Source organism: Nitrobacter vulgaris (assembly GCF_002028545.1).
Classification (GTDB): domain Bacteria; phylum Pseudomonadota; class Alphaproteobacteria; order Rhizobiales; family Xanthobacteraceae; genus Nitrobacter; species Nitrobacter vulgaris.
This window is the reverse complement of record NZ_MWPQ01000025.1, coordinates 32,593-59,336: the sequence shown is the minus strand read 5'-3', so window position 1 is coordinate 59,336 and position 26,744 is coordinate 32,593. Positions and strand designations below refer to the sequence as shown.

Genomic DNA, 26,744 nt, shown 5'->3' with positions numbered 1-26,744 from the left:
CAGGATCAGGGCGCGCGTATGGAGCAGAATGGATGAAAGCGTGCGAGGCCGGGCAGAACTCAGGACACGTTGGGACCATAGGCCGCAACCATACCGCCCACCATTCCGCCGACCACTTCGCCCTGACTGCGCGGACGCGGGGCCGGCTGATCCTCAACCACCCGCCAGGCAGTCCGATCGGCCATAAGAGCCGTGAGCACCGCGTGGTTGAGCTTGTGCCCGCCACGCACCGAACGATAGCCGCCGATCAGCGGAAACCCTGCGAGAGCCAGATCGCCGATCGCATCGAGAGCCTTGTGTCGCACACACTCGTCCGCGTAGCGCAGACCGCCGGTATTCAACAGGCGCTCATCATCGAACACCATGGAGTTTTCAAATGACGCGCCCAACGCAAAACCCGCGCTCCGGAGTCTTTCGACATCGTTCATGCAACCGAAGGTTCGAGCCCGGCTAATTTCGCGACGAAAACTTTCGGGATTGAGATCGATGGAATAGTCCTGATGACCGATCACCGGATTGGCGAAATCGATCTCGATGTCGATGCGAAAACCGCGCCTGTGCGGTCGCAGTTCGCCGAACGCCTCGCCCTTCTTCACCCGGACCGTTTTCAGAACCTGGATGAAGCGGCGCGCTGCCGACTGCTCGACAATACCAGCCTGATCGATCGCGGCGACGAACGCCGCCGAACTGCCATCCATAATCGGTACTTCAGGCCCGTCGAGTTCAATGGTTGCATTGTCGACCCCAAGGCCTCGCAACGCAGCAAGAACGTGTTCGGCGGTGGATACAAGCGAGCCTTGCTGGTCGCCCAGGACAGTGGCAAACTGGGTCGCGGTGACGGACTTTACCGCAGCTCGTACCCGACGTTCGGTTCCATCGGGACCGATACGGACAAAAATAAAACCCGCATCGATCGAGGCAGGCCCAAGGGTCAAATTGACTGGTAATCCGGAATGAACGCCGACACCCGTCACGGTGGCTCGCGAACGAAGCGTCGTCTGGCGGTTGAATCTCATAAAGTCTTGCCCAAGTGACTAATCCCGAAAGCCGATGTCTCCGCCTGCAAAGGCGACGAATCGATTCGTGATCCCCAAAGTCACGCCTAGAACATACCGGTTGCCACAAAGCACGCCAACTCACGCTTCTTTACCGATTGTTACCCCATCTCCGCCGCAATCACGCCGCCCCTTAACCAAATTTTCCGTCGGAGCGTGACCTTCTACGAAAATCCGAAGACCCTAATTTTCTATTAATTTCAGTAAAATACGTGGAAATGCTAGATACCGTATCAAGAGAGAAAGGGCCCCGACCCTAAAAGGTCGGAGCCCTTCCAATTTTCAATTGTTACAGACTTCAATGGGCCTGGCGGCGAAGAAAAGCGGGGATATCCAGGTGATCATCGCCTTGCGGGGCGGGCGTAACGGGAACCGGACGGCCGTGAGAATCCAGTCCTTGAGGCGACGGACGGCGCGCGTACTCTGATACCGGCTCGTTACCCATCTGCTCGGCAACGCTGCGCTGCGGCCGGCGCTCCGGCAATGGCGGCATCTGAGCCATGGCTGGCCCGGCCTCGCGACCCGCGAGAGGAGGCTCGGCGTCCTGATCGCGCCGGCCGAGGCCAACATTGGCCAGACGTTGCAGAAGTGACAGCCGATTCTTCTGCGGATGCTCTCCGTCGACCTCGCCCCGGGCCTGTCGGATTTCATTCTGAGCCGGCATCGGTAGTTCTTCCATCCTCGGCATCCGAGGAACGCGGACCGGGGCACGTTCGGCCGGCTGCGGGATGAAGTTTTCCGGCGGCGGCGGCTCGTGCTGCTCGCGCGGCGCAGGATCGTGATCTGGGAACAGCGTCGGCTTCTGCGCAATCGGCCGAACAGTAACGTCGCCGTACGAGGCCGGCTGCACGGGAGCCGGAGCAGGCGGTGGCGGCGTTGGCTCGGCAACCGCCGCGGCAATCGCCTCCAACGCTGCACGCTCTACATTAGCGGCGGGTTGAGCGGTCGGGGCCTGAGCTGGCTGCACCGGCTGCGCAGCAGGCCGGGGCTCGATGGGCTTCTGGGCGAGATTAGCGGAAGCACGCTTGTTGTCCTCACGGAGCTTTGCAGTCAGTTCGGCCGCGCGGGGGTCGGGCGCAGCGGATACCGTCTTCGCGGCGGGAGTGGCCGCAGCGCGCGCGATCGTGCCCTGGTCGATGCCGGTCGCGACCACGGATACCCTGATGATGCCGTCGAGACTCTCATCGAAGGTGGCGCCGACGATGATGTTGGCGTCCTGATCGACCTCCTCACGAATCCGCGTGGCGGCTTCGTCGACCTCGAACAGGGTGAGATCTTTGCCGCCGGTGATCGAAATCAGGAGCCCTTTGGCGCCCTTCATCGAACTGTCGTCGATCAGCGGATTGGCGATCGCCGCTTCGGCGGCAGTGAGCGCGCGCTTCTCGCCGGAAGCCTCCCCGGTGCCCATCATCGCCTTGCCCATCTCGCGCATCACGGCGCGGACGTCGGCGAAGTCGAGATTGATCAGACCTTCCTTCACCATCAGGTCCGTGATGCAGGCCACGCCCGAGTAAAGCACCTGATCGGCCATCGCGAAGGCGTCGGCGAAGGTAGTCTTCTCATTAGCCACGCGGAACAGGTTTTGATTGGGAATGATCAGCAGCGTATCGACCACCTTGTGGAGTTCGCCGATCCCCGAGTCGGCAGTGCGCATCCGGCGCTGGCCCTCGAAGTGGAACGGCTTGGTGACGACGCCGACGGTCAGGATCCCCATTTCGCGCGCGGCCTTGGCGATAACCGGCGCAGCACCGGTCCCCGTGCCGCCGCCCATTCCGGCGGTGACGAACACCATGTTCGCCCCTGAGAGGTGATCGCGAATTTCGTCGATGACTTCCTGCGCCGCAGCAGCGCCGACATCGGGCTGCGAACCCGCGCCGAGACCCTGGGTGACCTGCGTGCCCATCTGGATAATGCGCTGCGCCTTGGACATGGTCAGCGCCTGCGCATCGGTGTTGGCAACCACGAAATCGACCCCGACCAGTCCGGCCGTGATCATGTTGTTGACCGCGTTGCCGCCAGCGCCGCCGACGCCGAATACAGTGATCCGCGGCTTCAGCTCGTGAATGTCGGGAACGTTGAGATTGATGGTCATGGTTGCCTCTCGATTACACGCGCGGTGTCGCTATGCCGGCGGTCGTCGACCGCGGGAATTGATGGAAATCTGCAAATTGGCGGAAAATTCATCAGAAGCCCTCCCGGAGCCATCGTCCGACCTTTCCGAAATAGCCGTCTGTCCCTGTCCGGACCTGCCGCGTGCGCCGCGGTTCAACATGTTCCAGATGCGCGTATTGCGGATACACCAGCAGCCCGGTCGGAACGGCGAACGAAGCGCCTTTGGCCTCATTGGGCAGGCGGCCGAAGCCGAGCGGACGGCCGATGCGAACCGGGCGACCGAGGACGCGTCGGGCGAGTTCGGGAATGCCAGTAAGCTGAGACGCACCGCCGCTCAACACAACCCGCGCACGCGGCTCGGCGGCAAATGGGGAATCCGCGAGCCGGTCCCTGACCATCTCAAAAATCTCCTCAACACGCTGACGAACGATGTTGGCGATGGTCGCACGCGACACGACCTGCGGCGCATCACTGTCACTGTCTCCGGCTGCCGGAACCGTCATCAGTTCGCGGACATCCGAGCCGCCCGTTAGCACCGTGCCATATAACGTCTTGATTCGCTCGGCATCCGCAATGCACGCACCCAATCCGCGCGCGAGATCCATCGTGACGTGATGTCCGCCGATGGCAAAACCGCTGGCATGAATAAAGCGCCCAGCCGAATAGATCGCGATCGTGGTGGTTCCCGCGCCCATCTCCACGACCGCGGCGCCGAGATCGACCTCGTCGTCGGTCAATACCGACAAGCCAGCAACATAAGGGCTGGCAGCCATGGCTTCGACGGTAAGATGGCAGCGCTCCACCGCCAGCATCAGGTTTTTCGCGACGGTCGCCTCCGAGGTCACGACGTTCATATCGACGCCAAATCGGCGTGCCACCATGCCGCGAGGATCGCGGATACCCTTTACGCCGTCGAGCGAATAGCCGACCGGCAGCGCATGAAGCACAGTGCGTCCCGGGGCCGTGGCGTGATGCATTCCGGTCGAAGTCACCCGGCTGACATCGGACGGCGTAACCGCGCCACCCTGAATGTGGGAGGCCGCTTCAATCAACTGTCCTTGCAGCCGTCCGGCCGAGACCGACAGCAACACGGATTCGACCCGGACCTTTGCCATTTGCTCGGCCAGTGAAACGGCTTGGCGAACCGCCTGCTCGCATTGGGCGAGATCGGTCACCGCGCCGGCCTTCATGCCGCGCGACTGAATCTGGCTGTAGCCGATCAGCTCCACTGCGTGGGTTCGTCCGCGCAACGCATCGTTCGGTGCGCTCGGCCGCAGCCTTGCGATCATGCAGGCGATCTTGCTGGTGCCGATGTCCAGCGACGCCACCAGCGCGCTGCGATTACGCTGCATCGGCCGGGTTTTCGGGGCCTGGTCGCGATCGAGGACCGTCATGCGCTGCCGGCCTTTTTGCTGGACTTCTTGGTCTGTTCTTCGCGCGCCTTCGCGGCCTCTTCCGAAAGCCGCACGGTCAGGCGATCGGGCAGCCGCAGGTCGATTGCGGTGATGTCGCGCGACAGCAACTTGTTTTCTCTGTCATATTTTACGAGCGAAGCGAGCGCGAGACCGACGTCATTCTCCGGAAGCCGGATGTCGAGTCCGTCCTTGAGACGCAGATTCCAGCGCCGCTCGCCGACGAAGATCGCGGCCTTGAGTTGGCTATTCACAACCGGATAGTTCGCAACCAGCGCAAGAAAATCCTTGGCGCGGGTTTCCGCCCCCTTGCCGACCACGAGTGGCAACGACGCGAAGCGCTGCGCGACGTATGGCGTAAGCACCATTCCGTCGGCGGCGATCACCGCGAGCTTGCCGTTCTCCTGCCAAAGCGCAAAGGGAAGACGCTCGGTGATGTCGATCTGAAGCGCGCCCGGATAAAGCTTCAATACGGTCGCATCCGCGATCCACGGATTAGCCTTTAGGCTGTCACGCACGCTGGCGGCATCGAGGAACAGGAGGGATGAACGGCCGTTGACGCCGCCTGCGGCCAACACCTCATCCTGCGTCAATTGCGTGCGGCCATTAACGGTAACGGATGTGATCCCGAAGCCCGCAGCGTTGGCGAGTGCATTGCGCGTGTCGTCCAAGGCCGCGATCGCTTCATCGACATGGCCGCCCGCGACCACGCCGAACGCAGCGCTGCCACCGACGACGACAACGGTCATGACCGCGCCAAGCCGGCGCGGAACGTGGCGCTCGATAAAGGCAATCGCGCGGTTGGGATTCCTGGCACGCGCATCCAGACGTTCCGCCCGTGCGCGCTTCAGCTTGTCGATCTGTTCGCGCAGCAAGATGGCGGCACCGCTGGCGGCCAACCCGAGCAGGCCGACCTCCTTCAAGAGGCCAGACTTGAACCTCGGCAATCTCAACGACCGATCGAGGTGTCCTCCACCATTCATTGCGCGAGCTCGTCACCGTTTCGCCCCGCCCCGCTTGAACCGCGGTGCTGAACGCAGAAACACGAATTTGGGAGCGCGCCCAACGTTTTAGCGATACCGGGCGGGGTGCCGACCTCCGGCAGGTCCGCTATTCCCTCGATGCGGTCGGAAGCGGAAAATTCCGCCAGCTCGCGCCCCGGCAGCCAAAACGCCACATGCGCCGCCAGTGTTAACCTTGGGACGTCCTGGTAAACAAAAGGTAAATGCGGTGCGGACAGGCCGCATTTTGACGCGATAAAAGAATGCCTTGCGGCTTTTCGGGATCAGCCCGTCGGATTGCCGTGCACCCTTCGCGGTTCCCTCAGCGCGCTGCGTCAGGCTCCTCAAATCGGACGTACTGTCTTTTCGGCAAGCACGATTTGATCCCTGAGGAAATCCGCAAACCCGACCCCGTGTGCATGAAGCGCCTTCGGATAAAGCGACGCCGCGGTCATGCCCGGCAGGGTATTGGTCTCAAGATAGACCGGCCCCTTGTCTGTCACGATGAAGTCGGTGCGGGAATAGCCGCGACAGGACAACGCCAGATGCGCCCGCAGCGAATGATCCATAATCTGCGTGGCTATCTCCGGCGAAAAACGCCCCGGACAGATCTCTTGCGTCGTCTTCGCCAGATATTTCGCGGCATAGTCGAACGCGCCCTCGGCCGGCACGATCTCGACCGGTGGAAGCGCGACGACCGAACCGTCGGAATGCTCCAGCACGCCGCAAGTCGCCTCAATGCCGGACACGAACGGTTCGATCACATAGTCTTCTGTCTTCGCTGCGTCGCGAACGGTGACGAGGTCCTGCGGCGCATTGATGAAGATCAGGCCATAGCTCGATCCGTCACATGCGGGTTTAGCAACCAGCCGGCCGTGTTCGACGAACGCACGGTCGATGTTCTCAAGCAAGACATGCGCCGGCGTATTAACACCGGCCAGGGCCACGAACCGCTTGGCCGCAACCTTGTCGAACGCAAGATGAGAGGCGGCCGAGCCTGACCCCGTAAACGGAATGCGGCGGAGTTCGCACATCGCCTGCAGTTCGCCATTTTCGGCGCGACCTCCGTGAAGGCCGAGCACCAGAAGGCGGCCCTCGGCCTTCGCCCTATCCAGCGCCCGTTCAAGCGGCGTGCCTGCGTCGGCAGGGACGAACTCGTCCTCGAACGGCCGCGCATGATTTCTCAGCGCGTCGGGTCGCACGTCGATGACTTCGTCGCGATGGTTCCAGAACCAAAGATCGGCCTCCGGCAAAGCGTGATGCAGCGCCTGCGCGCTCGCGACCGAAACGAGACGCTCTTTGTTGCTGCCGCCGAACAAAATGGTGATGCGCATCGACCTTCTCGAGAGTCTGATCAACTGCGTTGAATCAGCCGCTCGCCTTATCTTTATGATCGAGCATGATCTTATCCGAAAGCCAGGCTTCCTTTGTCGGGGGTCATGCTCCAACCCCGATCCGCTTGATTTCCCACTGCAGTTCGATACCGGAATGCTGTTTTACCCGTTCGCGGACGGATTCGCCCAAGGTTTCGATGTCACGCGCCGTGGCCTCTCCAGTGTTGATGAGAAAATTGCAGTGCATTTCCGATACCTGCGCGCCGCCGACACGATGGCCGCGCATCCCGGCGGCATCGATCAATTTCCAGGCACTCTGGCCCGGCGGATTCTTGAACGTCGAACCACCGGTCTTTTCGCGGATTGGCTGCACCGTCTCGCGGTGAGCCTGCACGCCGTTCATGCGCGCACGGATCGTTTCCGGATCGGCGAGACGGCCACGAAATATCGCGCCGGTGAAGATGACGAAGGGATCGACTCTGCTGCTGCGATATTCGAACGCCATGCCGGAATTATCGAAGACCATCTTTTCGCCACGGCGGCTGACTGCGCGAGCTTCGAAGAGAACATCTTTGGTCTCGCTGCCGTTGGCGCCCGCGTTCATGCGCAGCGCGCCGCCGATGGTGCCGGGAATGCCGAAATAGAATTCAAGCCCGCTAATGTTCGCTGCAGCCGCAGCTTCCGCGACGCGCTTGTCGAGCGCGGCCGCGCCGGCGCGCACGATGTCGCCATCGGTCGTAACGTCGCCGAATCCGCGCGGAGACAGGCGGATCACCACGCCCGGCAGGCCGCGGTCGCGCACCACAACGTTGGAGCCGACGCCGATGCAATAGACCGGGATCTCTTGCGGCAGATGGAGCAGGAAATAGGCGAGATCGTTTTCGTCCGCGGGCGTAAACAGCACCTGCGCCGGGCCACCGACGCGAAACCATGTCAGCGGCGCCAGCGACTCATTCGCCAGCAGCCGCCCGCGCAACTCCGGCATTTGCGATTTCAGCTTTGTCGTGATGTCGGGGAAGGTCATTGAAACCACCGCCCGACGCTATGACTCAAAAGACGTGGATGGCCGGGACAAGCCCGGCCATGACGCGTTGAGATGCAGAATTCTTTATTGGATACTAGTATCCCGCAGAAACCACTCAGAAGAAAATCTACATGTTCGTCATGGCCGGGCTTGTCCCGGCCATCCACGTCTTGCAGAATTCCCACATGGCAGGCGGATATGTTTATTTCCTGACTAACCGGCCGAACGGCGTTCTTTACGTCGGCGTGACGAATGACCTCGTGCGGCGCATCTTCGAACACCGTTCCGGATTCGTCGCTGGATTCACGAAGCGGCACGGTCTGAAGCGTCTTGTTTATTTCGAAATCTTCGACGATATCCCCAGCGCCATTCAGCGAGAACGCAACATCAAGCACTGGGCGCGCGCCTGGAAGGTCCGGACAATTGTCGCCGCGAATCCCGAATGGAACGATCTCTATCCGACGATCATCAAATAAAGACGTGGATGGCCGGGACAAGCCCGGCCATGACGAACATAAACTTCGCGCCTGTTGCATCATCCCAGCGCCTTGAGTTCACCGGGTAGCGCATAAGCCCATTGCGTGATGTTGCCGGCGCCGAGACACACGACATAGTCATCCTGCTTCGCGAGGCCTGCAATAACACCCGCGAGCGCCGCGGACTCCTGCAGCGGTACCACCTCGCGGTGGCCGTGGGCACGCAGGCCGAGCACGAAGTGATCGCGGTCGATGCCCGCGATCGGTGCCTCGCCCGCCGGATAGACGTCCGCGACGACAACCGTATCGGCGTCGTTAAAGCAGGTGCAGAATTCCTCAAACAGCGCTTGTAACCGCGTATAGCGATGCGGCTGCACCACGGCGATGACCCTGCCGCCGGTGGACTCGCGCGCCGCCTTCAGCACCGCTGCGATCTCGACCGGATGATGACCGTAGTCGTCGATGATGGTGACGCCGTTCCACTCGCCGGTCTTGGTAAAGCGACGCTTGACGCCGCCGAACCCTGCGATAGCGCTGCGGATTGTCGCGTCGGGAATGCCGAGTTCGTGCGCCACCGCGATTGCCGCTGTGGCGTTGAGCGCGTTGTGGCGGCCCGGCATCGGCAGCACCAGATCGGAAATCTCGTGGGCGGCATCGGTCTTGCGATTGCGGAACACCACCTTGAAATGCGAGCCGCCGCCGTTCGGTGCGAGATCGATCAGCCGCGCGTCTGCTTGCGGATTTTCGCCGTAGGTAATGATGCGGCGGTCCTCGATCTTGCCGACCATGCTCTGCACGACCGGATGATCGATGCACATCACCGCAAAGCCGTAGAACGGCACGTTCTCCACGAACGAGCGGAATGCATCCTGGACGGCATCGAAGGTCTTGAAGTGATCAAGATGCTCGGGATCGACGTTGGTGACGACAGCAACGTCGGTCGGCAGTTTCAAAAAGGTACCGTCGCTCTCGTCGGCCTCCACAACCATCCACTCGCCGGCCCCCAGCCGCGCGTTGGTGCCGTAGGCGTTGATGATCCCGCCGTTGATGACAGTGGGATCGAAATCGCCTGCGTCGAGCAGCGCCGCAACCATTGATGTCGTCGTCGTCTTGCCGTGAGTGCCGGCGATGGCGACGCAGCTTTTCAGCCGCATGAGTTCCGCGAGCATCTCGGCGCGGCGCACGACCGGAATGCGCTGCGCGCGCGCCGCCATCAGCTCGGGATTGTCGCGCTTGATCGCGGTCGAAACGACCAGCACGTCAGCGCCGTTTACGTTCTCGGCCTTATGGCCGACCGTGACCTTGACGCCTTTCTCACGGAGACGCACCACATTAGCGCCTTCGGAAGCGTCCGAACCCTGCACCGTGTAGCCAAGGTTGCACAGTACCTCGGCGATGCCGCTCATGCCGATGCCGCCGATGCCGATGAAGTGGATAGGGCCGATTTCGCGCGGCAATCTCATGGGTCGTCTTCTCGCAAAAGTCCTGATGCCCGCTAACCCGGCACTCGCCGGCACATGGCTTTATCACGGGTATCCACGTCTTGCTTTCGAACCGATTCATGCAAAACGCGGATGGCCGGAACAAGTCCGGCCATAGTGGCAAATGTCAAGCCGTCACGCCGGCGAATCAAGTCGCGCCACCTTCATCACCAGATCCGCCAGCCGTTCGGCTGCGTCGAGGCGGCCTACCTTGCGCGCCGCCGCCGCCATGGCCGCGAGTCGCGACGGTTCCTCCGCGAGCGCGGACAATTCCGCCGCGAGCCGGTCTGGAGTGAAGTCGGACTGCACGATGCGAATCGCGCCCCCGGCATCAGCGAGCACACCGGCATTGGCGAACTGGTCCTGATCGATCGCGCCGGGCAGCGGTACAAGAATGGAGGGGCGCCCAATCGCACCGAGTTCAGCCACCGTACCCGCCCCCGAGCGTGATACGACGATATGACTCGACGCCAGCCGCGCCGGGAGGTCGGCAAAGAACGGCGCAAGCTCCGCTTCGATCTTCAGCCGGTCATAGACCAGGCGCACCCGCGCCACATCTTCGTCGCGCACCTGCTGGGTCAATATCAATCGCTGCCGTAGCGCCGGTTCGAGTCTCTCAATTGTATCCGGCACGATGTCGCTCATGACGCGCGCACCCTGGCTACCGCCAACCACAAGAACGCGCAAAGGATCGTTCGAGCCTGGTGCGGCGAACGGCACCATGGCGGCAGCGAGAATCGCAGGCCGCATCGGCGTTCCGGTCGTCGTGGTCTTGCCGATCAGCGACGGCTCCTTGTCGAGCACGCCCGGCAACGAGGTGGCGATGGCGCTGACGCGCTTGGACAGAAAGCTGTTAGCGCGGCCCATGACCGCGTTGGAATCATGGATCAGCGTCGGAATGCCCTTGAGTTGCGCCGCGATCAGCGGCGGCAAGGTCGGATAGCCGCCAAATCCGATAACGGCGGCCGGTTTCAGGCGACGCATCAGGTTGAGCGCGACGACAGTCCCGATCGCGAGCATCAGGCCGGTGCGCGCCAGCGCCAGCGGCGAGCGGCCGCGCACCGTCTCGCTCGGGACCACGTCGGTCATGTCTTTCGAGAACAGCCCACTATAACGCAGCGCACGCGCATCCGTCACCAGCCGCACGCGCAAGCCGCGCTTCATCAGCTCGACGCCTAGCGCCTCGGCGGGAAACAGGTGTCCCCCGGTTCCGCCAGCGGCGAGCAGGATGAGAGGCGTGGTGGTCATGAGATTTGCGTTCCGAACGTCATTGCGAGCGTAGCGAAGCAATGACGAAGTTGCTTCAGCAGGACCAGGTCACGCATAACTCGCGGCGGCAGTGGCGTTTATTGATTCCATTTCCGTGCGCGGCCGTTCGCGTGTCAGCGCCAGCATCAAGCCGACGCCGTAGGCGAGCGAGATCATCGACGAGCCGCCATAGGAAATGAACGGCAGCGTCATGCCTTTGGCCGGAATCAGATGCAGGTTGACCGCCATATTGATGGCGGCCTGCACGCCGAACATGATCGCGAGCCCGGACGCGGCAAAACGCGAGAACAGATCCTCCGATGCATAAGCGCGCGACAGTGTGCGCATGACGATGAAGGTGAACAGCGCCAGCAGTCCGAGGCACATGATGATGCCGAATTCCTCGGCGCCGACCGCGAACACGAAATCGGTGTGACTGTCCGGAAGACTCCGCTTGGCGATACCCTCGCCGGGGCCGAGCCCGAACCATCCACCGTTGGCGAAAGCGTCCATCGCTGTGTCGACCTGGAAGGTATCGCCGGAGGCCGGATCCATGAAGCGCCGGATGCGGAGCGCGACGTGCGGCACCATCATGTAGGCGGCGAACAAGCCGGCGATCGCCGCGCCTGCGAGACCGAATACCCAGACGATGCGCATGCCTGCGATGAAGAACAGCGCGCCCCATACCATCAGGATCAGCATGGTCTGGCCGAAGTCCGGCTCCATCACCAGCAGTGTGACGAGTCCCAGCAGCAGTGTCAGCGCCATCGAAGTCGCCGGCATCTCGGGCTTGCGCGCGGATTCCGAAAACAGCCAGGCCGCCAGCACGACGAAAGCGGGCTTCGCGGATTCCGAAGCCTGGATGTTGACACCGAGGATCGTGATCCAGCGTTTCGCGCCCTTGACCTCCGGACCGAATCCGAGCGTGGCGACGATCAACACCACGCTAAGCGCGAACACGATCAGCGCCGAGCGGCGGATCTGACGCGGAGACAGAAACGACACGCCGACCATCACGACGATCGACGGCAGCAGAAACAGCACATGACGATGAAAGAAGTGAAATGGATCAAGGCCGATCCGGGTCGCCACCGACGGGCTCGCCGCCAGCGACAGCACCACACCGGTGAGCATCAGAAGCACCATACCCGCCAGCAGCAACCGATCCACGGTCCACCACCATTCCGAGAGCGGTGTGCGTTGTTCGCGTGAAATCATGGCGGGTCCTGCGGGCGGAGATAACCCATTGGTCCCTCATCGTGGTTACCGGAGAGTTAAGGCTGTTGCTATATCTTCGTCATCGCTCGCCAAAAGCGCAAAGCACGTCTTCGCGCAAAGGGGCAACCCATCCTCTTTGCAAATTCACGAAGTTCGATGGATGTCCGGATCAGGTCCCGGCAAGAGGCCATATTTGCGGTGGACGAGCTACACGACGGGTGTGACGCCCGGTAACGCCCGAACCAGCTCGCGGAAACGATCACCACGAATTTCGAAATTGCGGAACTGATCGAATGAAGCACAGGCCGGCGACAACAGCACCACGGCGTCCGCAAGGCCGGAGGCTTCGGCATCACGCGCCGCAGCAGGTACTGCGGCCTCCAGCGTCGTGCTGATCTCGTAAGCCGCCTTGCCTTCCAGCGTCGCGGCGAACTCCTGTGCCGCTTCTCCGATCAGATAGGCTTTCCGGATGCGCGGAAAGAACGCGTCGAGCGAGGCGATGCCGCCGCTCTTCGGTTTGCCCCCGGCGATCCAGAAGATATTGGTGAAGGACGACAACGCTTTCTCGGTGGCGTCGGCGTTGGTGCCCTTGGAGTCGTTGACGAACAGCACGTGAGCCTTGTACCCCACCTGCTCCATGCGATGCGCGAGACCGGGGAAACTGCGTAAATCCTGCTGCAGAATCTCCCGGCTAACCCCGAGCGCCAGCGCCGCCGCCGAAGCGCACGCTGCATTCTGCGTGTTGTGCCTCCCGCGCAGCGACCCGATTCCACCAATGTCAGCGATTTCGCTGCGCGCACCACCAGACGCGAGAACGATCCTATCCTGTTCGACGCTGATACCGTACGCCAGCGGCCGCTTCACCGACACCCGCACGACGTTGCGGCCGGCCTGCTCCTGACGGTCGGCGACTGCTCCACACCAGCGATCGTCAACACCGACGACCGCTGTGCCCTGCGGCTGCACACCGGCGATGAGTCGCTCCTTCACCTCCGCATAGTGTTCGATGCTGCCGTGACGATCGAGATGATCGGGACTGACATTGAGCAGAATGCCGACGGTCGGATCGAGCGAGGGGGCGAGGTCGATCTGGTACGACGACATCTCGATCACATGCACGCGTCCTCTGCGCGGAGGCTCCAGCGACAGGATCGCGGTGCCGATGTTGCCGCCCATCTGCACATCGTGTCCGGCCTCGCGCATCAGATGCGCGACCAGCGCTGTGGTGGTGGATTTGCCGTTGGTGCCGGTGATGGCGACGAAGGGCGCGTCGGGGGCATGACGCTTCCGCTCGCGGCAGAACAGTTCGATGTCGCCGATCACCTCGACACCCGCCTGTCGCGCCGCAAGCACGCTCCAGTGCGGCGCCGGATGGGTCAACGGCACGCCGGGCGCAAGTACCAGCGCGGCGAAATTCGTCCACAATACGTTTCGCAGATCCGCGGTGATGAAACCAGCCTGCGCCGCCTTCGCAAGATTGTCGACGTTGTCGTCGCTCGCAATCACTTCAGCGCCGCCGGCCTTCAGCGCGTGGCAGCTTGCAAGACCCGAGCCGCCGAGGCCAAACGCCGCGACCGTCTTGCCGGCAAAGGAGGTGACGGGGATCATGTGGATAAACCGGCGAGGTTGTGGCCGTCATGGCCGGGCTTGTCCCGGCCATCCACGTCTTTGATGATTGGACCAAGCAGCACGGACCGAAGCATCAAGCACCGGCCTCGCGCCTGGAAGATTCGAAAAATCATAATAAACAATCCGAACTGGAACGATTCGCTTAAGACGTGGATGGCCGGGACAAGCCCGGCCATGACGACGAGTCACCGCAGCTTCAGCGTCGAAAGGCCGGCAAGCGCCAACATCACCGAGATGATCCAGAACCGGATCACGATCTGCGGCTCGGTCCAGCCGAGTTGTTCGAAGTGATGGTGGATCGGCGCCATTTTGAAAATGCGCTTGCCGGTGAGCTTGAACGACGTGACCTGAACGATCACCGACACCGCTTCCAGCACGAACAGGCCGCCAATCACGGCCAGCACGATCTCATGCTTCACCGCCACTGCGATCGAGCCGAGCATGCCGCCCAGCGCCAGCGAACCGGTATCACCCATGAAGATTGAAGCCGGCGGGGCGTTGAACCAAAGGAAGCCGAGGCCGGCCCCGAGCACCGCCCCGCACAGCACTGCCAATTCGCCCGCCCCCGCGATGTAGTTGATCTGAAGATAGTCGGCGAAGACCGCATTGCCGGCGAGATAGGCGATCATGGCGAAACTCGCCGCCGCGATCATGACCGGCACGATGGCGAGACCGTCGAGGCCGTCGGTGAGATTCACCGCGTTGCCGGCTCCGACGATGATGAAGGCACCAAAGGCGAGAAAGAACCAGCCGAGGTCCAGCGCCACGTCCTTGAAGAACGGGATCACCAGCGCCGTCGAGAACGGCTCGCGGCCGAGCCGCGTCAGCGCATAGCACGCGGCCAGCGCGATCAACAGTTCGAGCAGCAGGCGGGTGCGCCCGGAGAATCCGGCGTGGGTCTGCTTCGTCACCTTCAGGTAGTCGTCATAGAAGCCGATGAAGCCGAAACCGAGCGTCACCGCGAGCACGATCCAGACATACGGATTGAGGGGATTGGCCCACAGCACGGTCGACACGACAAGTCCCGACAGGATCATCAGGCCGCCCATGGTCGGCGTGCCCTTCTTGCTGACGAGGTGCGACTGCGGCCCGTCGGTGCGGATCGGCTGTCCCTTGCCCTGACGCAGGCGAAGATTGTCGATGATCCAGGGGCCGAACAGAAACACGAACAACGCGCCTGTCACCATCGCGCCGCCGGTGCGGAAGGTGATGTAGCGGAAGACGTTCAGCAGCGGCTTGAAAATGCCGAGCCCCGGAACCGTGTTAGAAAGATCGATCAGCCAGTAAAACATTTTATGAAACCCTAAACCGCGACTCCGTCGTGCGCGGCGTTGTCGGGAAACCGCTTTTCAAGCGCCGTTATAATCAATTTCATTCGCGATCCGAGCGAGCCCTTGACCATGATGACGTCGCCGGCGCGGATCGCCGCCACCACCTGCGATTCGAGCGCGGCCGAGTCCTCTGCATAACCGCCCCGCTTGCCGGAGGAAAGCGCGTCCCACAGATTGCGCATCAGAGGGCCGCAGCAAAAAATCATGTCGACCGCATTGGCATTGATCGCCTCGGTCAGGCCACGATGCAGGTCCGCACTTTTGGGACCGAGCTCCAGCATATCGCCCAGCACGGCGATGCGGCGACCCTGCGTCCCGACCCTGGTCCCGCCAAGTACGCCCAGCGCCGCAGCCATCGAAGCAGGATTGGCGTTATAGCTTTCGTCAATCAGGGTCGCCTCCCCGCCCAGCACGGTCAGCGCATGGCGCACGCCGCGCCCCGCGGCCGGCTGCGCTTGCGACAGCGCAAGCCCCGCAAGCGCAAGATCGGCGCCCGCCAGTGACGTCGCCGCCAGCACCGCCAGCGAATTCATCGCCATGTGACGGCCGGGCATGCCGAGCTTATAGGTCAGCTCATGGCCGAGAATTTTGGCGTGCACGGCGGAGCACGCCGGATGCAGCGCCACGTCGAGCAGGCGCGCGTCGGCCTTCTCGTCCGAGCCGAACGAGACGATCTTCGCGATGCCGAGTTTCTTTGCACGTCTTTGCAGCCGCGCGAACTGAGCGTTGTCCCGATTGAGCACGACGGCTCCGCGCGGCTCGACGCCTTCGAAAATTTCCGCCTTGGCGTCGGCGATCCCCTCTATGCCGGAGAAGAACTCGAGATGCACCGGCTCGACCGTGGTGATGACCGCAACATGCGGCCGCACCATCTTCACCAGCGGCTCGATCTCGCCAGCGTGATTCATCCCGATCTCGAAGATGGCGAAACGCACATCCGCCGGGCAGCGCGCCAGCGTCAGCGGTACGCCCCAGTGATTGTTGAACGAAGCCACCGAGGCGTGTGTCTTGCCCTGCGCGCCAAGGACGCTCCGCAACGCCTCCTTGGTCGAAGTCTTGCCGACAGATCCCGTCACCGCGATCACCTGCGCTGAAAGTCGCGCGCGCGATGCCCGCGCCAGATTGCACAAGGCGGCAAGCACGTCCTCGACGATCAGCAGGGGCGCATCGGCGGCGAATTTATCGCGCTGCGCGTCCTCAACCACCGCCAGCGCCGCACCCGCCTTCAAGGCGGCATCGACAAAAGCGTGACCGTCGTGCACGTCGCCCTTGATCGCGAAATAGGCCTCGCCCGGCGCGATAGTTCGGCTGTCGATGGAGATTCCGGTAATCACCGCCGGCAAAGCCCCGCGTCTCTCGGCCCGCATCGCCGTAACCATCGCGTCCAAAGTCCACAATGCGCGCACGCTCATATCTGCCTCGATGTCAGTGCCGCGATAGCCGCCTCGTGGTCGCTGAACGGCAGCACGCGATCACCCACGATCTGCCCGGTCTCGTGCCCCTTGCCGGCAATCAGCAAGGCGTCGCCCGGCTGCAGCCCCGCAATCGCAGCACGGATCGCTTCGGCTCTATCGCCGATCTCGCGGGCACCCGTGGCGGTGGCGAGGATCGCGGCGCGGATCGCGGCGGGATTTTCGCTGCGCGGATTATCGTCGGTCACGATAACCACATCCGCGTTATCGGCGGCGATTGCGCCCATCAGCGGACGCTTGCCTGCATCGCGATCACCGCCCGCTCCGAACACCACCACGAGCTTGCGCTTGGCATAGGGCCGCAACGCCTGCAACGCCTTTGCCAGCGCATCCGGTTTGTGGGCGTAATCAACAAAGACCGGAGCGCCATTGCGCTCACCGACTAGTTCAAGCCGTCCCCTGGCGCCTTCGAGATGTTCGAGCGCCGCAAATACTCCATCCACGTCGCCACCGCTTCCGATGACGAGACCGGCCGACACCAGCGCATTCTCGATCTGGAACTCTCCGACCAAAGGCAGACGTATGATACGTTCGCGTCCGGCATGTTCGAGAGTCACCCGTTGCGCAAAGCCCTCGATAGTGGCCGCGACCAGACGAATGCCGATGCGCGCACCGTCGCCGCGACGGCCGACACGCATCACCGGCACGTTGCGCGCGCTTGCCGCTTCGATCACGATAACCGAACAGTCATGATCCGCGGAAATCACCGCGACCCCGTCCGGCTCGACCAGCTCGCGGAACAGCCGCAGCTTCGTATCGAGATAGTGCGCGACGGTCGGATGATAATCCATGTGATCACGCGACAGGTTGGTGAAACCTGCAGCACGCACCCGCACGCCATCGAGTCGATATTGATCAAGACCATGCGAGGACGCTTCCAGCGCAAGATGCGTCACGCCTTCGCTCACGAGCTGATCCAGCTCCCGATGCAACTCGATCGGATCGGGCGTCGTCACAGAGCCGTAGACCGTGCGCGACGGTGCGACCACGCCGATGGTGCCGATGCTCGCCGACGAATAGCCGAGCCGCTGCCAGATCTGCCGCGTGAATGCCGCGACCGAGGTTTTGCCGCTGGTCCCGGTAACGGCGGCAATGGTCGTGGGCTGCTGCTTGTAAAATTTAGCGGCGGCCAGCGCCAGCGCGCGCCGCGGATTCGGCGTTACGATGAACGGAACGCGCCCGGACGCGGGCGCGTGGTCACCGACCACCGCAACGGCGCCCGACGCGATCGCGACATCGATGAACCGCGCGCCATCTGTCTTCGTACCGGCAAGCGCGAAGAAAAGGTCTCCGGGCTTCACCGCGCGGCTATCCACCGCGAGACCCGTGACGGCAAGCTCGCCAGTCGGCGCGTCCATGGTGGCGTCGTCACCGAAAAGCTCACGAAGTTTCATGTTCTCCCAGCCCGGTGGTTCAACTCTAACATCCCATTTCAGCGAGTTTCCGGCAAACGTCAGAATCATCAAAGTACCACCGGCGAATATCAAGTTGCCGGTGTGCTTTTTAAGTCCGAAGTTTGCTGCGTGGCGCGCTGAAAATGAGGCGAACCTCCAATTCGGGACGCCGGAAAGGCCCGGTCGTCCTATTGCGTCGCACGGGATGCCGCAAGAATGAGGCGCTCGGACGGCGGCAAATCGAACCGCGGTTGCACGCCCAGGATCGGAGCGATGCGCGCGATGACCTTGCCCCCGGTCGGAACTGCGTTCCATCCCGAGGTGATGAAGCCATGGGTTTCTTTGAGCGGCTGCGGCTCGTCCAGCATCACAAGAAGCTGGTATTGAGGATTGTCCGCGGGCAGGATCGCGGTGAAGGCATTGAGCACGCGCTTCTTGGCGTAGCGACCGTTGATCACCTTCTCGGCGGTGCCGGTCTTGCCGCCGACATAGTAGCCCTTGACGTCGGCCTTCCTTGCGGTTCCGATCTCGGCGTTCAGGCGCAGCAAGAAGCGCATCTTGTCGCTAGTTTCCTGCTTGATGACGCGCTTGGCAACCGCCCTTGCTTCCTCTTCGGTGCGCTTGAGGAATGTCGGCGGAATCAACCAGCCGCCATTGACCAGCGCATCGATCCCCATCACCGCCTGCAACGGAGCCACCGCCATGCCGTGCCCGAAAGCAATGGTGACGGTGTTCAACTCGCCCCACTTGCGCGGCAGAATCGGTGACGCGCTTTCCGGCAACTCGGTACGCAGGCGATCCATCTGGCCCATCTTGCGCAGGAACGCCTTGTGCGCCTCGACGCCTTGCGCCAGTGCGATCCGCGCCGCGCCGATGTTGGATGAGTAGGTGAACACTTCCTTCATATTGATGAAGCGGCCGAGCCGATGGTCATCATGAATCGCGAAGCGGCCGAAATGCAACGGCGCACGCGCGTCCCACATCGAATTCAGATCGTACTTGCCGGAATCGAGCGCCATCGCCAGCGTGAACGCCTTGAAGGTCGATCCCATTTCGTACACGCCCGTTGTCAGACGGTTGATACGATCGGGATCATGCGCCTCTTTCGGATTGTTGGGATCGAAGTCCGGCAAGGAGACCATCGCGACGATCTCACCGGTTCGCACGTTGGAGACAATACCCGAGGCGGCCTTGGCTTGATAGTGCTCCTTGGCATTCATAAGCTCGTCGCGCAACGCGTGCTCGACACGCAGGTCGATCGACAATTCCACCGGCTGCTGCAGGCGGTCGGTGGCGAAGCCGGCGCGGTGCAGGTCCGCGAGCCCGTTGCTGTCGAGCCACTTCTCCATCCCGGCAATGCCCTGGTTATCGATGTTGACGAGCCCGATCAGGTGCGCAACCTCCCGCCCGCTTGGATAGACGCGTTTATTCTCGCGCAGGAAGCCAATCCCAGGAATTCCGAGACCATGAATGTCCTTTTGCTGGGCAGGGGTGATTTCGCGTTTCAACCAGACAAAACCCTTACGGGTGCCAAGACGCTGTCGAACCTCGGCGGTCTCCAGATCTGGCAGCGTCGCCGTCAGTAACTCGACCGCCTCGTCCCTGTCGATGATGCGTCGCGGTTCGCCAAACAAGCTCGGCGCCTTGATGTCGGTGGCAAGAGCCTGGCCGTTACGATCGATGATATCGGGTCGCGCTGTGGCGATCGCGTCCTGCGAGGCGGCACGATGCCCTCCCCGGTCGTCCGGAAATGTTGCAAACATGACGAGACGCGTTGCGATTACCGCATAGATCAGCCCGAATAAGATGATGACGAAGCCGACGCGCACCCGCGCCTTGGCGGCGCGATCGACGTTCTGCCCATAGAGCAGGTTACGGATCACGCGCTGACTCCAAGACGCCGACGGAAGCCTGTTTTGACCACTCACTGCGGGGCCTCCTGCAACGGCAGAGAACCGGTGACGGCGTCGGGATCGATGATCTCGATCATGGCACCGATCGGATCGGAAGTGCCGGGCGGCACCAGGCTCGGCGGTCGCTCCGGCAGGTTCTTCAGAGAATCGAACTGTCTGGTTTCAATCGGCTTCAATTTCAGATGTCGTTCGGCCAAAATTTGCAGACGCCGTGGCGCATCGAGCTTTGCCCATTCCGCGCGCAGGACCGCGATGGCCTCGCGCTGCTCGCGCACCTGAGCCTGAAGCCGCGACACACGCTCAGTACGGGCGGTCGAATCCATCTTGATGCGATAGACATACGATGCCGCATAGATAAGCGCGCAGACGACGAGGAAATGGATGATCCGCACCTATCAGCCTCCCCGCATCACGTTTGCAAGCGATGGCCAGGCCGGACGCTCGGCGCCGTCATCGATTGCCGCCGCATCGGTGCGTTCGGCAGCGCGCAGCCTGGCCGAGCGAGCGCGCGGATTGGCGTGCATTTCTTCTTCACCCGGCGTCAGCGGACGTTTCGTTAGAATGGCAAAGCTGAGTGACGCCCGTTCGATTTCCGGCCGATGGCGCGAACCGCCACCCGTCTTGCCGCGCCTGACCAGGAAGTTCTTGACGATACGGTCCTCAAGGGAATGAAAGGACACCACAGCAAGCCGGCCACCCGGCTTTAGTACGCGTTCTGCCGCGGCTAGCGCCGCGATCAGTTCGTCGAGCTCCTCGTTGACGAAAATCCGCAGAGCCTGGAACGTCCGCGTCGCGGGATGAATCTCATGAGGCTTTGCGCGAACCACCTTCGACACGATATCGGCCAGCGCCCGTGTGGTCGCGATTGGCGCGAGCCGCCGGGCCGTGACGATGGCGCGGGCGACGGCGCGCGAGCGACGTTCCTCGCCGAAGATGTAGATGATATTGGCGAGATCGGTCTCGGACGCGCGCGCCACCACGTCGGCGGCAGTTGTCCCTTGCCCACTCATGCGCATGTCGAGCGGACCGTCGAGACGAAAGGAGAAGCCTCGATTGGCCTCGTCGAGCTGCATCGAGGATACGCCGACGTCCATGACGATGCCATCGACAGCGGCTGTGCCCTGCGCCGCGCAGACCGCGGCGAGATTGGAGAAGCGGTCCTCGACCAGCGTCAGCCTGCCGCCGGACTCCTCCACCAGACCGAAGCCGCCAGCAATGGCGGTACGATCGCGATCGATTCCGATCACGCGGGTATCCGCAGTTGCTAGAATGGCGCGTGAATAGCCTCCGGCGCCGAACGTTGCATCAATGTAGATGCCGCCGGCGCGCGGCGCCAGCATGGCAACAGCCTCGCGGCCGAGCACAGGCACATGACGGATGGGCGGCGCCGTCATGATCGGGCCTCCATCCGCAAATGTCTCGTTCTCGCCGCGTGTGTGCCCATCCGACTCCGACCGTCCGGAATTCCGCCTTTTCCGGTCCTGGAGCCAGCTCACCACCGTAAAACCGCTCGGACCGGCCCCCAATCGCTTCTCCACAAGGAGATGAGCTGACAAACCCGGGCTTCCGCATGGAATTTGAAGGGTTGCCATGGGGATTTCGAACGCAAATGGGACCTCGGCCGTCCCGATGCCGGTTCGGCTCTTCACCACTTAGTAACGGCGTTTAGCGTTAAGAAAGCGTTGATAGCCTACACAGCAATCGAGCTATCCCTTCCCTGTGGTGGCCCTGGGTGGTGCAGCACCCACACAGCTAACGGAAAAGCCAAAGCCGTTAACAGGAAAAAGCGAAAAGGAGTCACGCATTCGATTGCATGCCGCATGACGCCTCCGGATAATGATCCTAGTGATTCGCTGACAAGTCGGGCACGCGCTCCCGTTTTCCGCGATTTCTAATGCCTGTTTTGGATCGTTGCATGTTTGCGTCCGTCAGTCTTGACTTAAAACGCCGACGCCCTCTTCCGATCCCCAAGGCCATCGTTGGAATGCCGACCTTCGTCCCTGACTCATCCCTCGTCTCCGACACGGTGCCATCCTTAAACTTTGGCGACCGCGCCAAAGGGCGGCCGCCGGATATGATCGTGCTGCACTATACCGGGATGCCCGACGTTGAAGGCGCGCTGGCGCGGCTATGCACGTCTGGAACCGAGGTGTCCGCACACTACGTCGTGCTCGAGGACGGTCGCGTTGTGCAATGCGTTCAGGAAGCGAAGCGGGCCTGGCACGCCGGTGTCTCCTCATGGGCGGGCGAAGAGGACATCAACTCCTGCTCGATCGGTATCGAGATCGTCAACCGCGGCCACGACTGGGGCTATCCGGCTTTCCCGCTACGACAAATCGCCGCTGTCATTGCGCTATGTCGCGGCATCATTCATCGAAGGGATATCCTGGCTCATCGCATTGTCGGCCATTCGGACGTCGCACCCGCGCGCAAGAAGGATCCTGGCGAAAAATTTCCATGGCATTCGCTGGCCGATTCGGGCGTCGGACATTGGGTCCGGCCGGCGCCAATCGTGGCCGGCGACGTACTGAAGACCGGCAGCGAAGGTGAGAACGTCCGCGCGCTACAGCAATCGCTGGCGCGGTACGGTTACGGCATCAAGGCGAGCGGCAAATTCGATAACCCGACCATGGAAGTGGTCACAGCTTTTCAGCGCCACTTCCGGCCTGAAAAGGTCGACGGCGTCGCCGATCAATCGACGTTGACCACGCTGCGAGCGCTGCTTGAAAGCCTGCCCGTCCCAACCGTCGCGGCATCCCGGGACATCAGCTAAAAGCCGGAGCCACCGGTGGCGCGCAGATTTCAAACTGCGCGCTTGAGAGCGTATTCGAACCCCACCCGACAAGGCTGTTGAGCGTTGTCATCGATTCCAGCGTTGCGGGTTCCACCTATCAACGTTTCGTGGGGCGTGCATCATAGCGATGGAAAAGCCAGCGGAAGAGTCGTACCATTTCTCTCAATGGCACACGCCGGGTGACAACCGGCCGCGACGGGGATGATGGACGTAGCCTATTTTGCCGGTTTCAGGCTGCGGCACCAACGCATTGGCACGCGTTTTGTCTAACCCGTTCCCGGCGTGTGCAGCCTCCCTTTTGACCCTCCCGCTGGATCGCAGGGGCATTGCGTTAGGCGGGCAGATCCGCGACGAATTTGGGCACCTCAAGACCAGAGTCGGCAAAGAAGGACATGACCGCCGTCTTCGACCAATACTGCTCGATGAGCAATCTGGCGAAACGTTCCTTTTCTCGCGAGAACCTTGCCATGAGTGTATCGATGCTGTCCGGTTTCTTGCCAAACAGGTCGTCATTCCACGGCTCCTCGTTGAAAAAATCCTGCTCGAGGACCATTCGTTCCGATACGTCCTGGCCTTCCGCCTCACCGCGCCGGGCGAGCACGGCTTCCGATACTTCTGTAATCAGGGAAAACAGTCGCGCCTGTTCCACGAGCATATCCTGAGTCGGAAAAACATTGTCCACCAGCAGGCCGGGAACGAAATCTCGCGCCAGGGAAGTCGCTAGTTGCATCCAGGCGTCCTCCGGTGCGCGCGCTGTAATTTTGTAGAAGTCGAACAGTTCCGTCCACCGGCCGCGCAATTCCTCGACCTGGCAGGCATACCAACGCGACCAGACGGAGAGCTGGCCGAGCCGCCCATGAGCTTTTTGGGCAGCGTCAATCCGCGCCAGCAATGCCAGGTCAACCCGCATAGGATCCCTCAACCGTTCCGGAAAATCAGGCGCACTGTATTCCTCAACGTCGTGCGTGAATTCGGTCGAGTCAGGATCCGGGAAAGACGTTCTGTATGTTCCGCTTCCAGCTTTCTGTCCCATGCGAACGTCTCCTAAATATGCAGCCTGATTAACCACAGACGACATCCCGGCGCTTTCAAAGCGCAGAACGTGAAACCGCGAATTCAACCAGACAGCTATAGATTGCCGTTCGAGTCGGTCCCGGACAAGTCAACAGCAGCGGGGTATCGGGAATTTGCGCCGGCACGTTGCCATCAAGGCATTGGCGGCACAGCCCTATTCTACTCTGTTCTTGGATTCCTTGGATAAACCGGCCATGCTGCAGTCCATGTGCGACCATTCGTCCTTCGCAGCGGCGGAACGAAGTTCGAGTTTTTTAGTTTTCCCCTTTCGCGGCAATCGCGCGAAGGAGGGAACTATGGACTGGGACCGGATTGAACAAAACTGGGATCAGGTCAAGTACAAGGTCAGAGATCAGTGGGGTAAATTCACTTTCGACGACCTCTGGGAAATCTCCGGCCATCGCGAGCAACTCGAAAAGAAACTGAAGGAGCGCTACGGGTACCAGGACGACTTCGCGAAAAAGCAAGTCGATAACTGGTATGCGAAGGCGCAGTCCTGGCCTGACACGAAAGAACCGCCGCGCTGGCAGGGATATTAGAATCCCTTTCCGGCGAAGTGGACAAGACTTTTCCCGGCTAAGTGGAAATCCGGTTTAGCCGGGAGAATGCTCGAATTAGTAGCTAGCGCGTGTTCCGAGCGCAAACCGGACAATCCACTGTTCGGATGCGTGCTGGTCGTTGTTTTCGGATGCGTGCTGGTCGTTGTTTCGCGTCTTCGATTCCTTTGGAGTGCATCGCGTATTTTGTCCGATTTCCAACGTTCGGTCTGAAGCGGACTGCACGGCGTCAACCGCCTCTGAAGATATTTTGCATCTCGTCACGCATCACAGCTCCGGCGACGCGTCTGATGGCCTTTACTTCGGCCGCTGCATTTTTGGCGAGTTCGCCCATGCATCGATTCTTGCTGCCGTTTTGGCACTCTCGATTTTCTTGATTATCTTTTCTCGCTCTATGCCGTCTGGGGCTTCGTCGGCTCTTTGTCGCGATTCCGCAAGGAAATCAAAGAGACGGTCCTGAAAAGGCTTGGTCTGTTTGTAACGGCGCCGATGAGTCATGGCTCTCTCTCCTTTCGCTTTTCCAGGAGACTGGGCTATGTCTGCGTGCCATGAACGCTGGGGGCCGCGTGCATTGGCGCCTGTCAATGTGCGGCGGGCCTTATGGTTCCAAACGCTCAAGGGACTACGGGACAAGCCGCGCTTATGACGACGAACAATGACTCCGCTCACCGCTGTTTACTGGCCCCAGCCTTATGGTAGGCTGCCGCGCGGTAGAAATTGCGGGCCACTCCTCGAGTTGATCGTGCAAATCACGCACGCCGGATTTGAGGATCCCTGTTCGCAGGTCAGCCAGCGCGAAAACTTGTTATTCTCTACGAGACAAGAGCACTCAAGAAACAATGAACCTCATGCTGACCGGCGTATTTGGCCTTATCGGATTTGTTCTGAGCTATGGATTTTTTGTTCCAGAGCTCTCTGCATTTCGGCTTTTAGCACCTGTTGGAGTTATGGTGGGATATCAGGCTGGCCAACTTGTTGGCCGGCTCGTCAGGCCACGACCCAAAAGGTTTCTCATTCTAAGCGTCGGCGTATTGTTTTGTTTTTACTTTGCGTTTGCCTACGTCCAGTTGGGAAGGGCCGACCAATCGGATATTGTGAACTTGAGCGTGCTATTCAGCTTGTCTTTCTTCTGGCTGGGATTTTTCTTGCCTTTCACACGCGCCCCGAACGAAGTGAAGATCCTGTTGTCTAAGGCGGTTGAAGCATTCGGAAGGCGCTCTCGAGATTAGAAGATCAGACAACGCCGACCGGACGGATCTTTAATTCAAAGACTTACTCGCAAGACACGTTCGTGCGATTGAATCACGACCCGCGCTTTAGCACGCGAGCGCCAGCCCATTAGGGACTGGCCACTCGCGCGACGCTCTTAATTACTTAAGGCAGGATCTGATTTGTGCGGATTTTGATGTTTTCGTCCCCGCCATTTTCAATGGTGGCGCATCTACGAGAAGACTATCTTTGGAGCTGGAATTGCGTTGCGGTATACGCGGATGCGGGGCCGCGTTCGGGTGTAGACGAAGCAGCGACCGACCAGTTCGGGTGGAACCTGCTCTTCGCTCGCGAGTTGTGGGATGGCGCCGGGCAAACGGCCGAGAAAGAGGACCCCACAATGCGAAGGATGCTTTTGATTGTCCCGCTCATGCTTACAAGCACATATTGTTTTGCTCAGGGCGCGCAACATATGGGCACGCCGCAGGAGCAAAAAGCATGCTCCCGAGACGCCTCACGCTTTTGCCGACAGTTGCTAGGCGATGACATGGCCGTTCAACAGTGTCTTCAGCAGCATCGGGCGAAACTTAGCCAGAAATGCCAGAAAGTCTTTCAAAGCCACGGCATGTAAACTTCGCATGCGTGTCGCCGACTGTTGGTCAGGCTAACCAATCGAAATCCGAGAGACCCAGACGAGATGGGAGCGAGGAGATCGCCGTTCCGGTTGAGTCAATGCAGGTGGACGGAACGTGTTTCATCAAAAAAGGCCCACCGGGCAGGCGAGCTAAAGAGACGGTGTCTGGAGAACGCTGATGGGGGGTTAGCGTTCCGGGTACCGCCATATCCCGCTCTAGCGGTGTTTTCTATTTCTGACCAGACGCTAACCTCCCTCGATCAAGGGAGGTTAGTTAATGATCGAAAAACTAAATCCTGAACAAGAGATCATAGCCGCGCACATGGGCTGCGACGACCGCAGCTTTTCAGGTGCGCTTCCTTTTGCGAGCAGCCCC

General features: G+C 61.2%; 24 protein-coding genes. 5 read left to right on the top strand and 19 right to left on the bottom strand.

Annotated elements, in window-relative coordinates; translation table 11 throughout:
• Window positions 1-59: 59 nt before the first annotated feature.
• The 6 genes from lpxC to murB all read right to left on the bottom strand — a co-directional run bounded on the left by lpxC (window position 60) and on the right by murB (window position 7,938).
• The gene (lpxC, locus tag B2M20_RS05745; RefSeq protein WP_079446114.1) at window positions 60-1,016 is read right to left on the bottom strand and encodes a UDP-3-O-acyl-N-acetylglucosamine deacetylase; all 957 of its coding nucleotides are present in this window, start codon (window positions 1,014-1,016) and stop codon (window positions 60-62) included.
• A 337-nt stretch (window positions 1,017-1,353) separates the two neighbouring features.
• Window positions 1,354-3,147 carry a cell division protein FtsZ gene (ftsZ, locus tag B2M20_RS05740; RefSeq protein WP_079446113.1) on the bottom strand — a complete coding sequence of 598 codons (1,794 nt, stop codon included), beginning with the start codon at window positions 3,145-3,147 and terminating at the stop codon, window positions 1,354-1,356.
• Between the two features lie 91 nt (window positions 3,148-3,238).
• The gene (gene ftsA / locus B2M20_RS05735; protein WP_079446112.1) at window positions 3,239-4,561 is read right to left on the bottom strand and encodes a cell division protein FtsA; all 1,323 of its coding nucleotides are present in this window, start codon (window positions 4,559-4,561) and stop codon (window positions 3,239-3,241) included.
• Window positions 4,558-5,562, bottom strand: a complete 1,005-nt coding sequence (locus B2M20_RS05730) for a cell division protein FtsQ/DivIB (RefSeq protein WP_079446111.1) — start codon at window positions 5,560-5,562, stop codon at window positions 4,558-4,560. Before B2M20_RS05730 ends, ftsA begins: the two co-directional genes overlap by 4 nt.
• Before the next feature lie 362 nt (window positions 5,563-5,924).
• Window positions 5,925-6,914 (bottom strand): D-alanine--D-alanine ligase family protein, encoded by a 990-nt coding sequence (locus B2M20_RS05725; RefSeq protein ID WP_079446110.1) that lies wholly within the window; start codon window positions 6,912-6,914, stop codon window positions 5,925-5,927.
• Window positions 6,915-7,017: 103 nt separating this feature from the next.
• The gene (murB, locus tag B2M20_RS05720) at window positions 7,018-7,938 is read right to left on the bottom strand and encodes a UDP-N-acetylmuramate dehydrogenase (protein WP_079446109.1); all 921 of its coding nucleotides are present in this window, start codon (window positions 7,936-7,938) and stop codon (window positions 7,018-7,020) included.
• Between the two features lie 140 nt (window positions 7,939-8,078).
• Between murB and B2M20_RS05715 the strand changes: the two genes are divergently transcribed.
• Window positions 8,079-8,414, top strand: coding sequence for a GIY-YIG nuclease family protein (locus tag B2M20_RS05715; protein ID WP_079446182.1), 336 nt, complete (start codon window positions 8,079-8,081; stop codon window positions 8,412-8,414).
• A gap of 59 nt (window positions 8,415-8,473) precedes the next feature.
• Here the strand turns inward: B2M20_RS05715 and murC are convergent, their stop codons facing one another.
• From murC to rsmH, 11 genes are all read right to left on the bottom strand, one after another.
• The gene (murC, locus tag B2M20_RS05710) at window positions 8,474-9,877 is read right to left on the bottom strand and encodes a UDP-N-acetylmuramate--L-alanine ligase (RefSeq protein WP_079446108.1); all 1,404 of its coding nucleotides are present in this window, start codon (window positions 9,875-9,877) and stop codon (window positions 8,474-8,476) included.
• 153 nt (window positions 9,878-10,030) lie between these two features.
• Window positions 10,031-11,143, bottom strand: coding sequence for an undecaprenyldiphospho-muramoylpentapeptide beta-N-acetylglucosaminyltransferase (gene murG / locus B2M20_RS05705; RefSeq protein WP_079446107.1), 1,113 nt, complete (start codon window positions 11,141-11,143; stop codon window positions 10,031-10,033).
• Window positions 11,144-11,212: 69 nt separating this feature from the next.
• A complete protein-coding gene (ftsW, locus tag B2M20_RS05700) occupies window positions 11,213-12,361 on the bottom strand; it encodes a putative lipid II flippase FtsW (RefSeq protein WP_079446106.1) in 1,149 nt (382 codons plus the stop codon).
• A gap of 207 nt (window positions 12,362-12,568) precedes the next feature.
• Window positions 12,569-13,969: a UDP-N-acetylmuramoyl-L-alanine--D-glutamate ligase gene (gene murD, locus B2M20_RS05695; protein WP_079446105.1), complete on the bottom strand. Its 1,401-nt coding sequence runs from the start codon at window positions 13,967-13,969 to the stop codon at window positions 12,569-12,571.
• The gene (locus B2M20_RS19445; protein ID WP_079446104.1) at window positions 13,966-14,166 is read right to left on the bottom strand and encodes a hypothetical protein; all 201 of its coding nucleotides are present in this window, start codon (window positions 14,164-14,166) and stop codon (window positions 13,966-13,968) included. The genes murD and B2M20_RS19445 overlap by 4 nt, the downstream gene beginning before the upstream one ends.
• A 9-nt stretch (window positions 14,167-14,175) precedes the next feature.
• Complete coding sequence (mraY, locus tag B2M20_RS05685; RefSeq protein WP_079446103.1) at window positions 14,176-15,282, bottom strand: phospho-N-acetylmuramoyl-pentapeptide-transferase; 1,107 nt, start codon at window positions 15,280-15,282, stop codon at window positions 14,176-14,178.
• Window positions 15,283-15,293: 11 nt separating this feature from the next.
• Window positions 15,294-16,733 carry a UDP-N-acetylmuramoylalanyl-D-glutamyl-2,6-diaminopimelate--D-alanyl-D-alanine ligase gene (locus B2M20_RS05680; protein WP_079446102.1) on the bottom strand — a complete coding sequence of 480 codons (1,440 nt, stop codon included), beginning with the start codon at window positions 16,731-16,733 and terminating at the stop codon, window positions 15,294-15,296.
• Complete coding sequence (locus B2M20_RS05675; RefSeq protein ID WP_079446181.1) at window positions 16,730-18,187, bottom strand: UDP-N-acetylmuramoyl-L-alanyl-D-glutamate--2,6-diaminopimelate ligase; 1,458 nt, start codon at window positions 18,185-18,187, stop codon at window positions 16,730-16,732. Before B2M20_RS05675 ends, B2M20_RS05680 begins: the two co-directional genes overlap by 4 nt.
• A gap of 188 nt (window positions 18,188-18,375) precedes the next feature.
• Window positions 18,376-20,115 carry a peptidoglycan D,D-transpeptidase FtsI family protein gene (locus tag B2M20_RS05670; RefSeq protein WP_079446101.1) on the bottom strand — a complete coding sequence of 580 codons (1,740 nt, stop codon included), beginning with the start codon at window positions 20,113-20,115 and terminating at the stop codon, window positions 18,376-18,378.
• Window positions 20,112-20,492: a cell division protein FtsL gene (gene ftsL / locus B2M20_RS05665; protein WP_079446100.1), complete on the bottom strand. Its 381-nt coding sequence runs from the start codon at window positions 20,490-20,492 to the stop codon at window positions 20,112-20,114. Before ftsL ends, B2M20_RS05670 begins: the two co-directional genes overlap by 4 nt.
• 3 nt (window positions 20,493-20,495) lie before the next feature.
• Window positions 20,496-21,494 carry a 16S rRNA (cytosine(1402)-N(4))-methyltransferase RsmH gene (rsmH, locus tag B2M20_RS05660; protein ID WP_087881121.1) on the bottom strand — a complete coding sequence of 333 codons (999 nt, stop codon included), beginning with the start codon at window positions 21,492-21,494 and terminating at the stop codon, window positions 20,496-20,498.
• Window positions 21,495-22,015: 521 nt separating this feature from the next.
• On the opposite strand from rsmH, the gene B2M20_RS05655 reads away from it, so the two are divergent.
• A complete protein-coding gene (locus B2M20_RS05655) occupies window positions 22,016-22,873 on the top strand; it encodes an N-acetylmuramoyl-L-alanine amidase (RefSeq protein ID WP_079446099.1) in 858 nt (285 codons plus the stop codon).
• 352 nt (window positions 22,874-23,225) lie between these two features.
• Here the strand turns inward: B2M20_RS05655 and B2M20_RS05650 are convergent, their stop codons facing one another.
• Window positions 23,226-23,786 carry a hypothetical protein gene (locus B2M20_RS05650; protein ID WP_244553434.1) on the bottom strand — a complete coding sequence of 187 codons (561 nt, stop codon included), beginning with the start codon at window positions 23,784-23,786 and terminating at the stop codon, window positions 23,226-23,228.
• 478 nt (window positions 23,787-24,264) lie between these two features.
• Between B2M20_RS05650 and B2M20_RS05645 the strand changes: the two genes are divergently transcribed.
• Window positions 24,265-24,507, top strand: coding sequence for a CsbD family protein (locus B2M20_RS05645; RefSeq protein ID WP_079446179.1), 243 nt, complete (start codon window positions 24,265-24,267; stop codon window positions 24,505-24,507).
• 315 nt (window positions 24,508-24,822) lie between these two features.
• Here B2M20_RS05645 and B2M20_RS05640 read toward each other — a convergent pair whose 3' ends face one another.
• Window positions 24,823-25,023 (bottom strand): hypothetical protein, encoded by a 201-nt coding sequence (locus tag B2M20_RS05640; protein ID WP_079446097.1) that lies wholly within the window; start codon window positions 25,021-25,023, stop codon window positions 24,823-24,825.
• A gap of 341 nt (window positions 25,024-25,364) precedes the next feature.
• On the opposite strand from B2M20_RS05640, the gene B2M20_RS05635 reads away from it, so the two are divergent.
• Both B2M20_RS05635 and B2M20_RS20145 read left to right on the top strand, forming a co-directional pair.
• The gene (locus tag B2M20_RS05635; protein ID WP_079446096.1) at window positions 25,365-25,754 is read left to right on the top strand and encodes a hypothetical protein; all 390 of its coding nucleotides are present in this window, start codon (window positions 25,365-25,367) and stop codon (window positions 25,752-25,754) included.
• A gap of 389 nt (window positions 25,755-26,143) precedes the next feature.
• Window positions 26,144-26,365 carry a hypothetical protein gene (locus tag B2M20_RS20145; protein ID WP_420799271.1) on the top strand — a complete coding sequence of 74 codons (222 nt, stop codon included), beginning with the start codon at window positions 26,144-26,146 and terminating at the stop codon, window positions 26,363-26,365.
• Window positions 26,366-26,744: the final 379 nt, after the last annotated feature.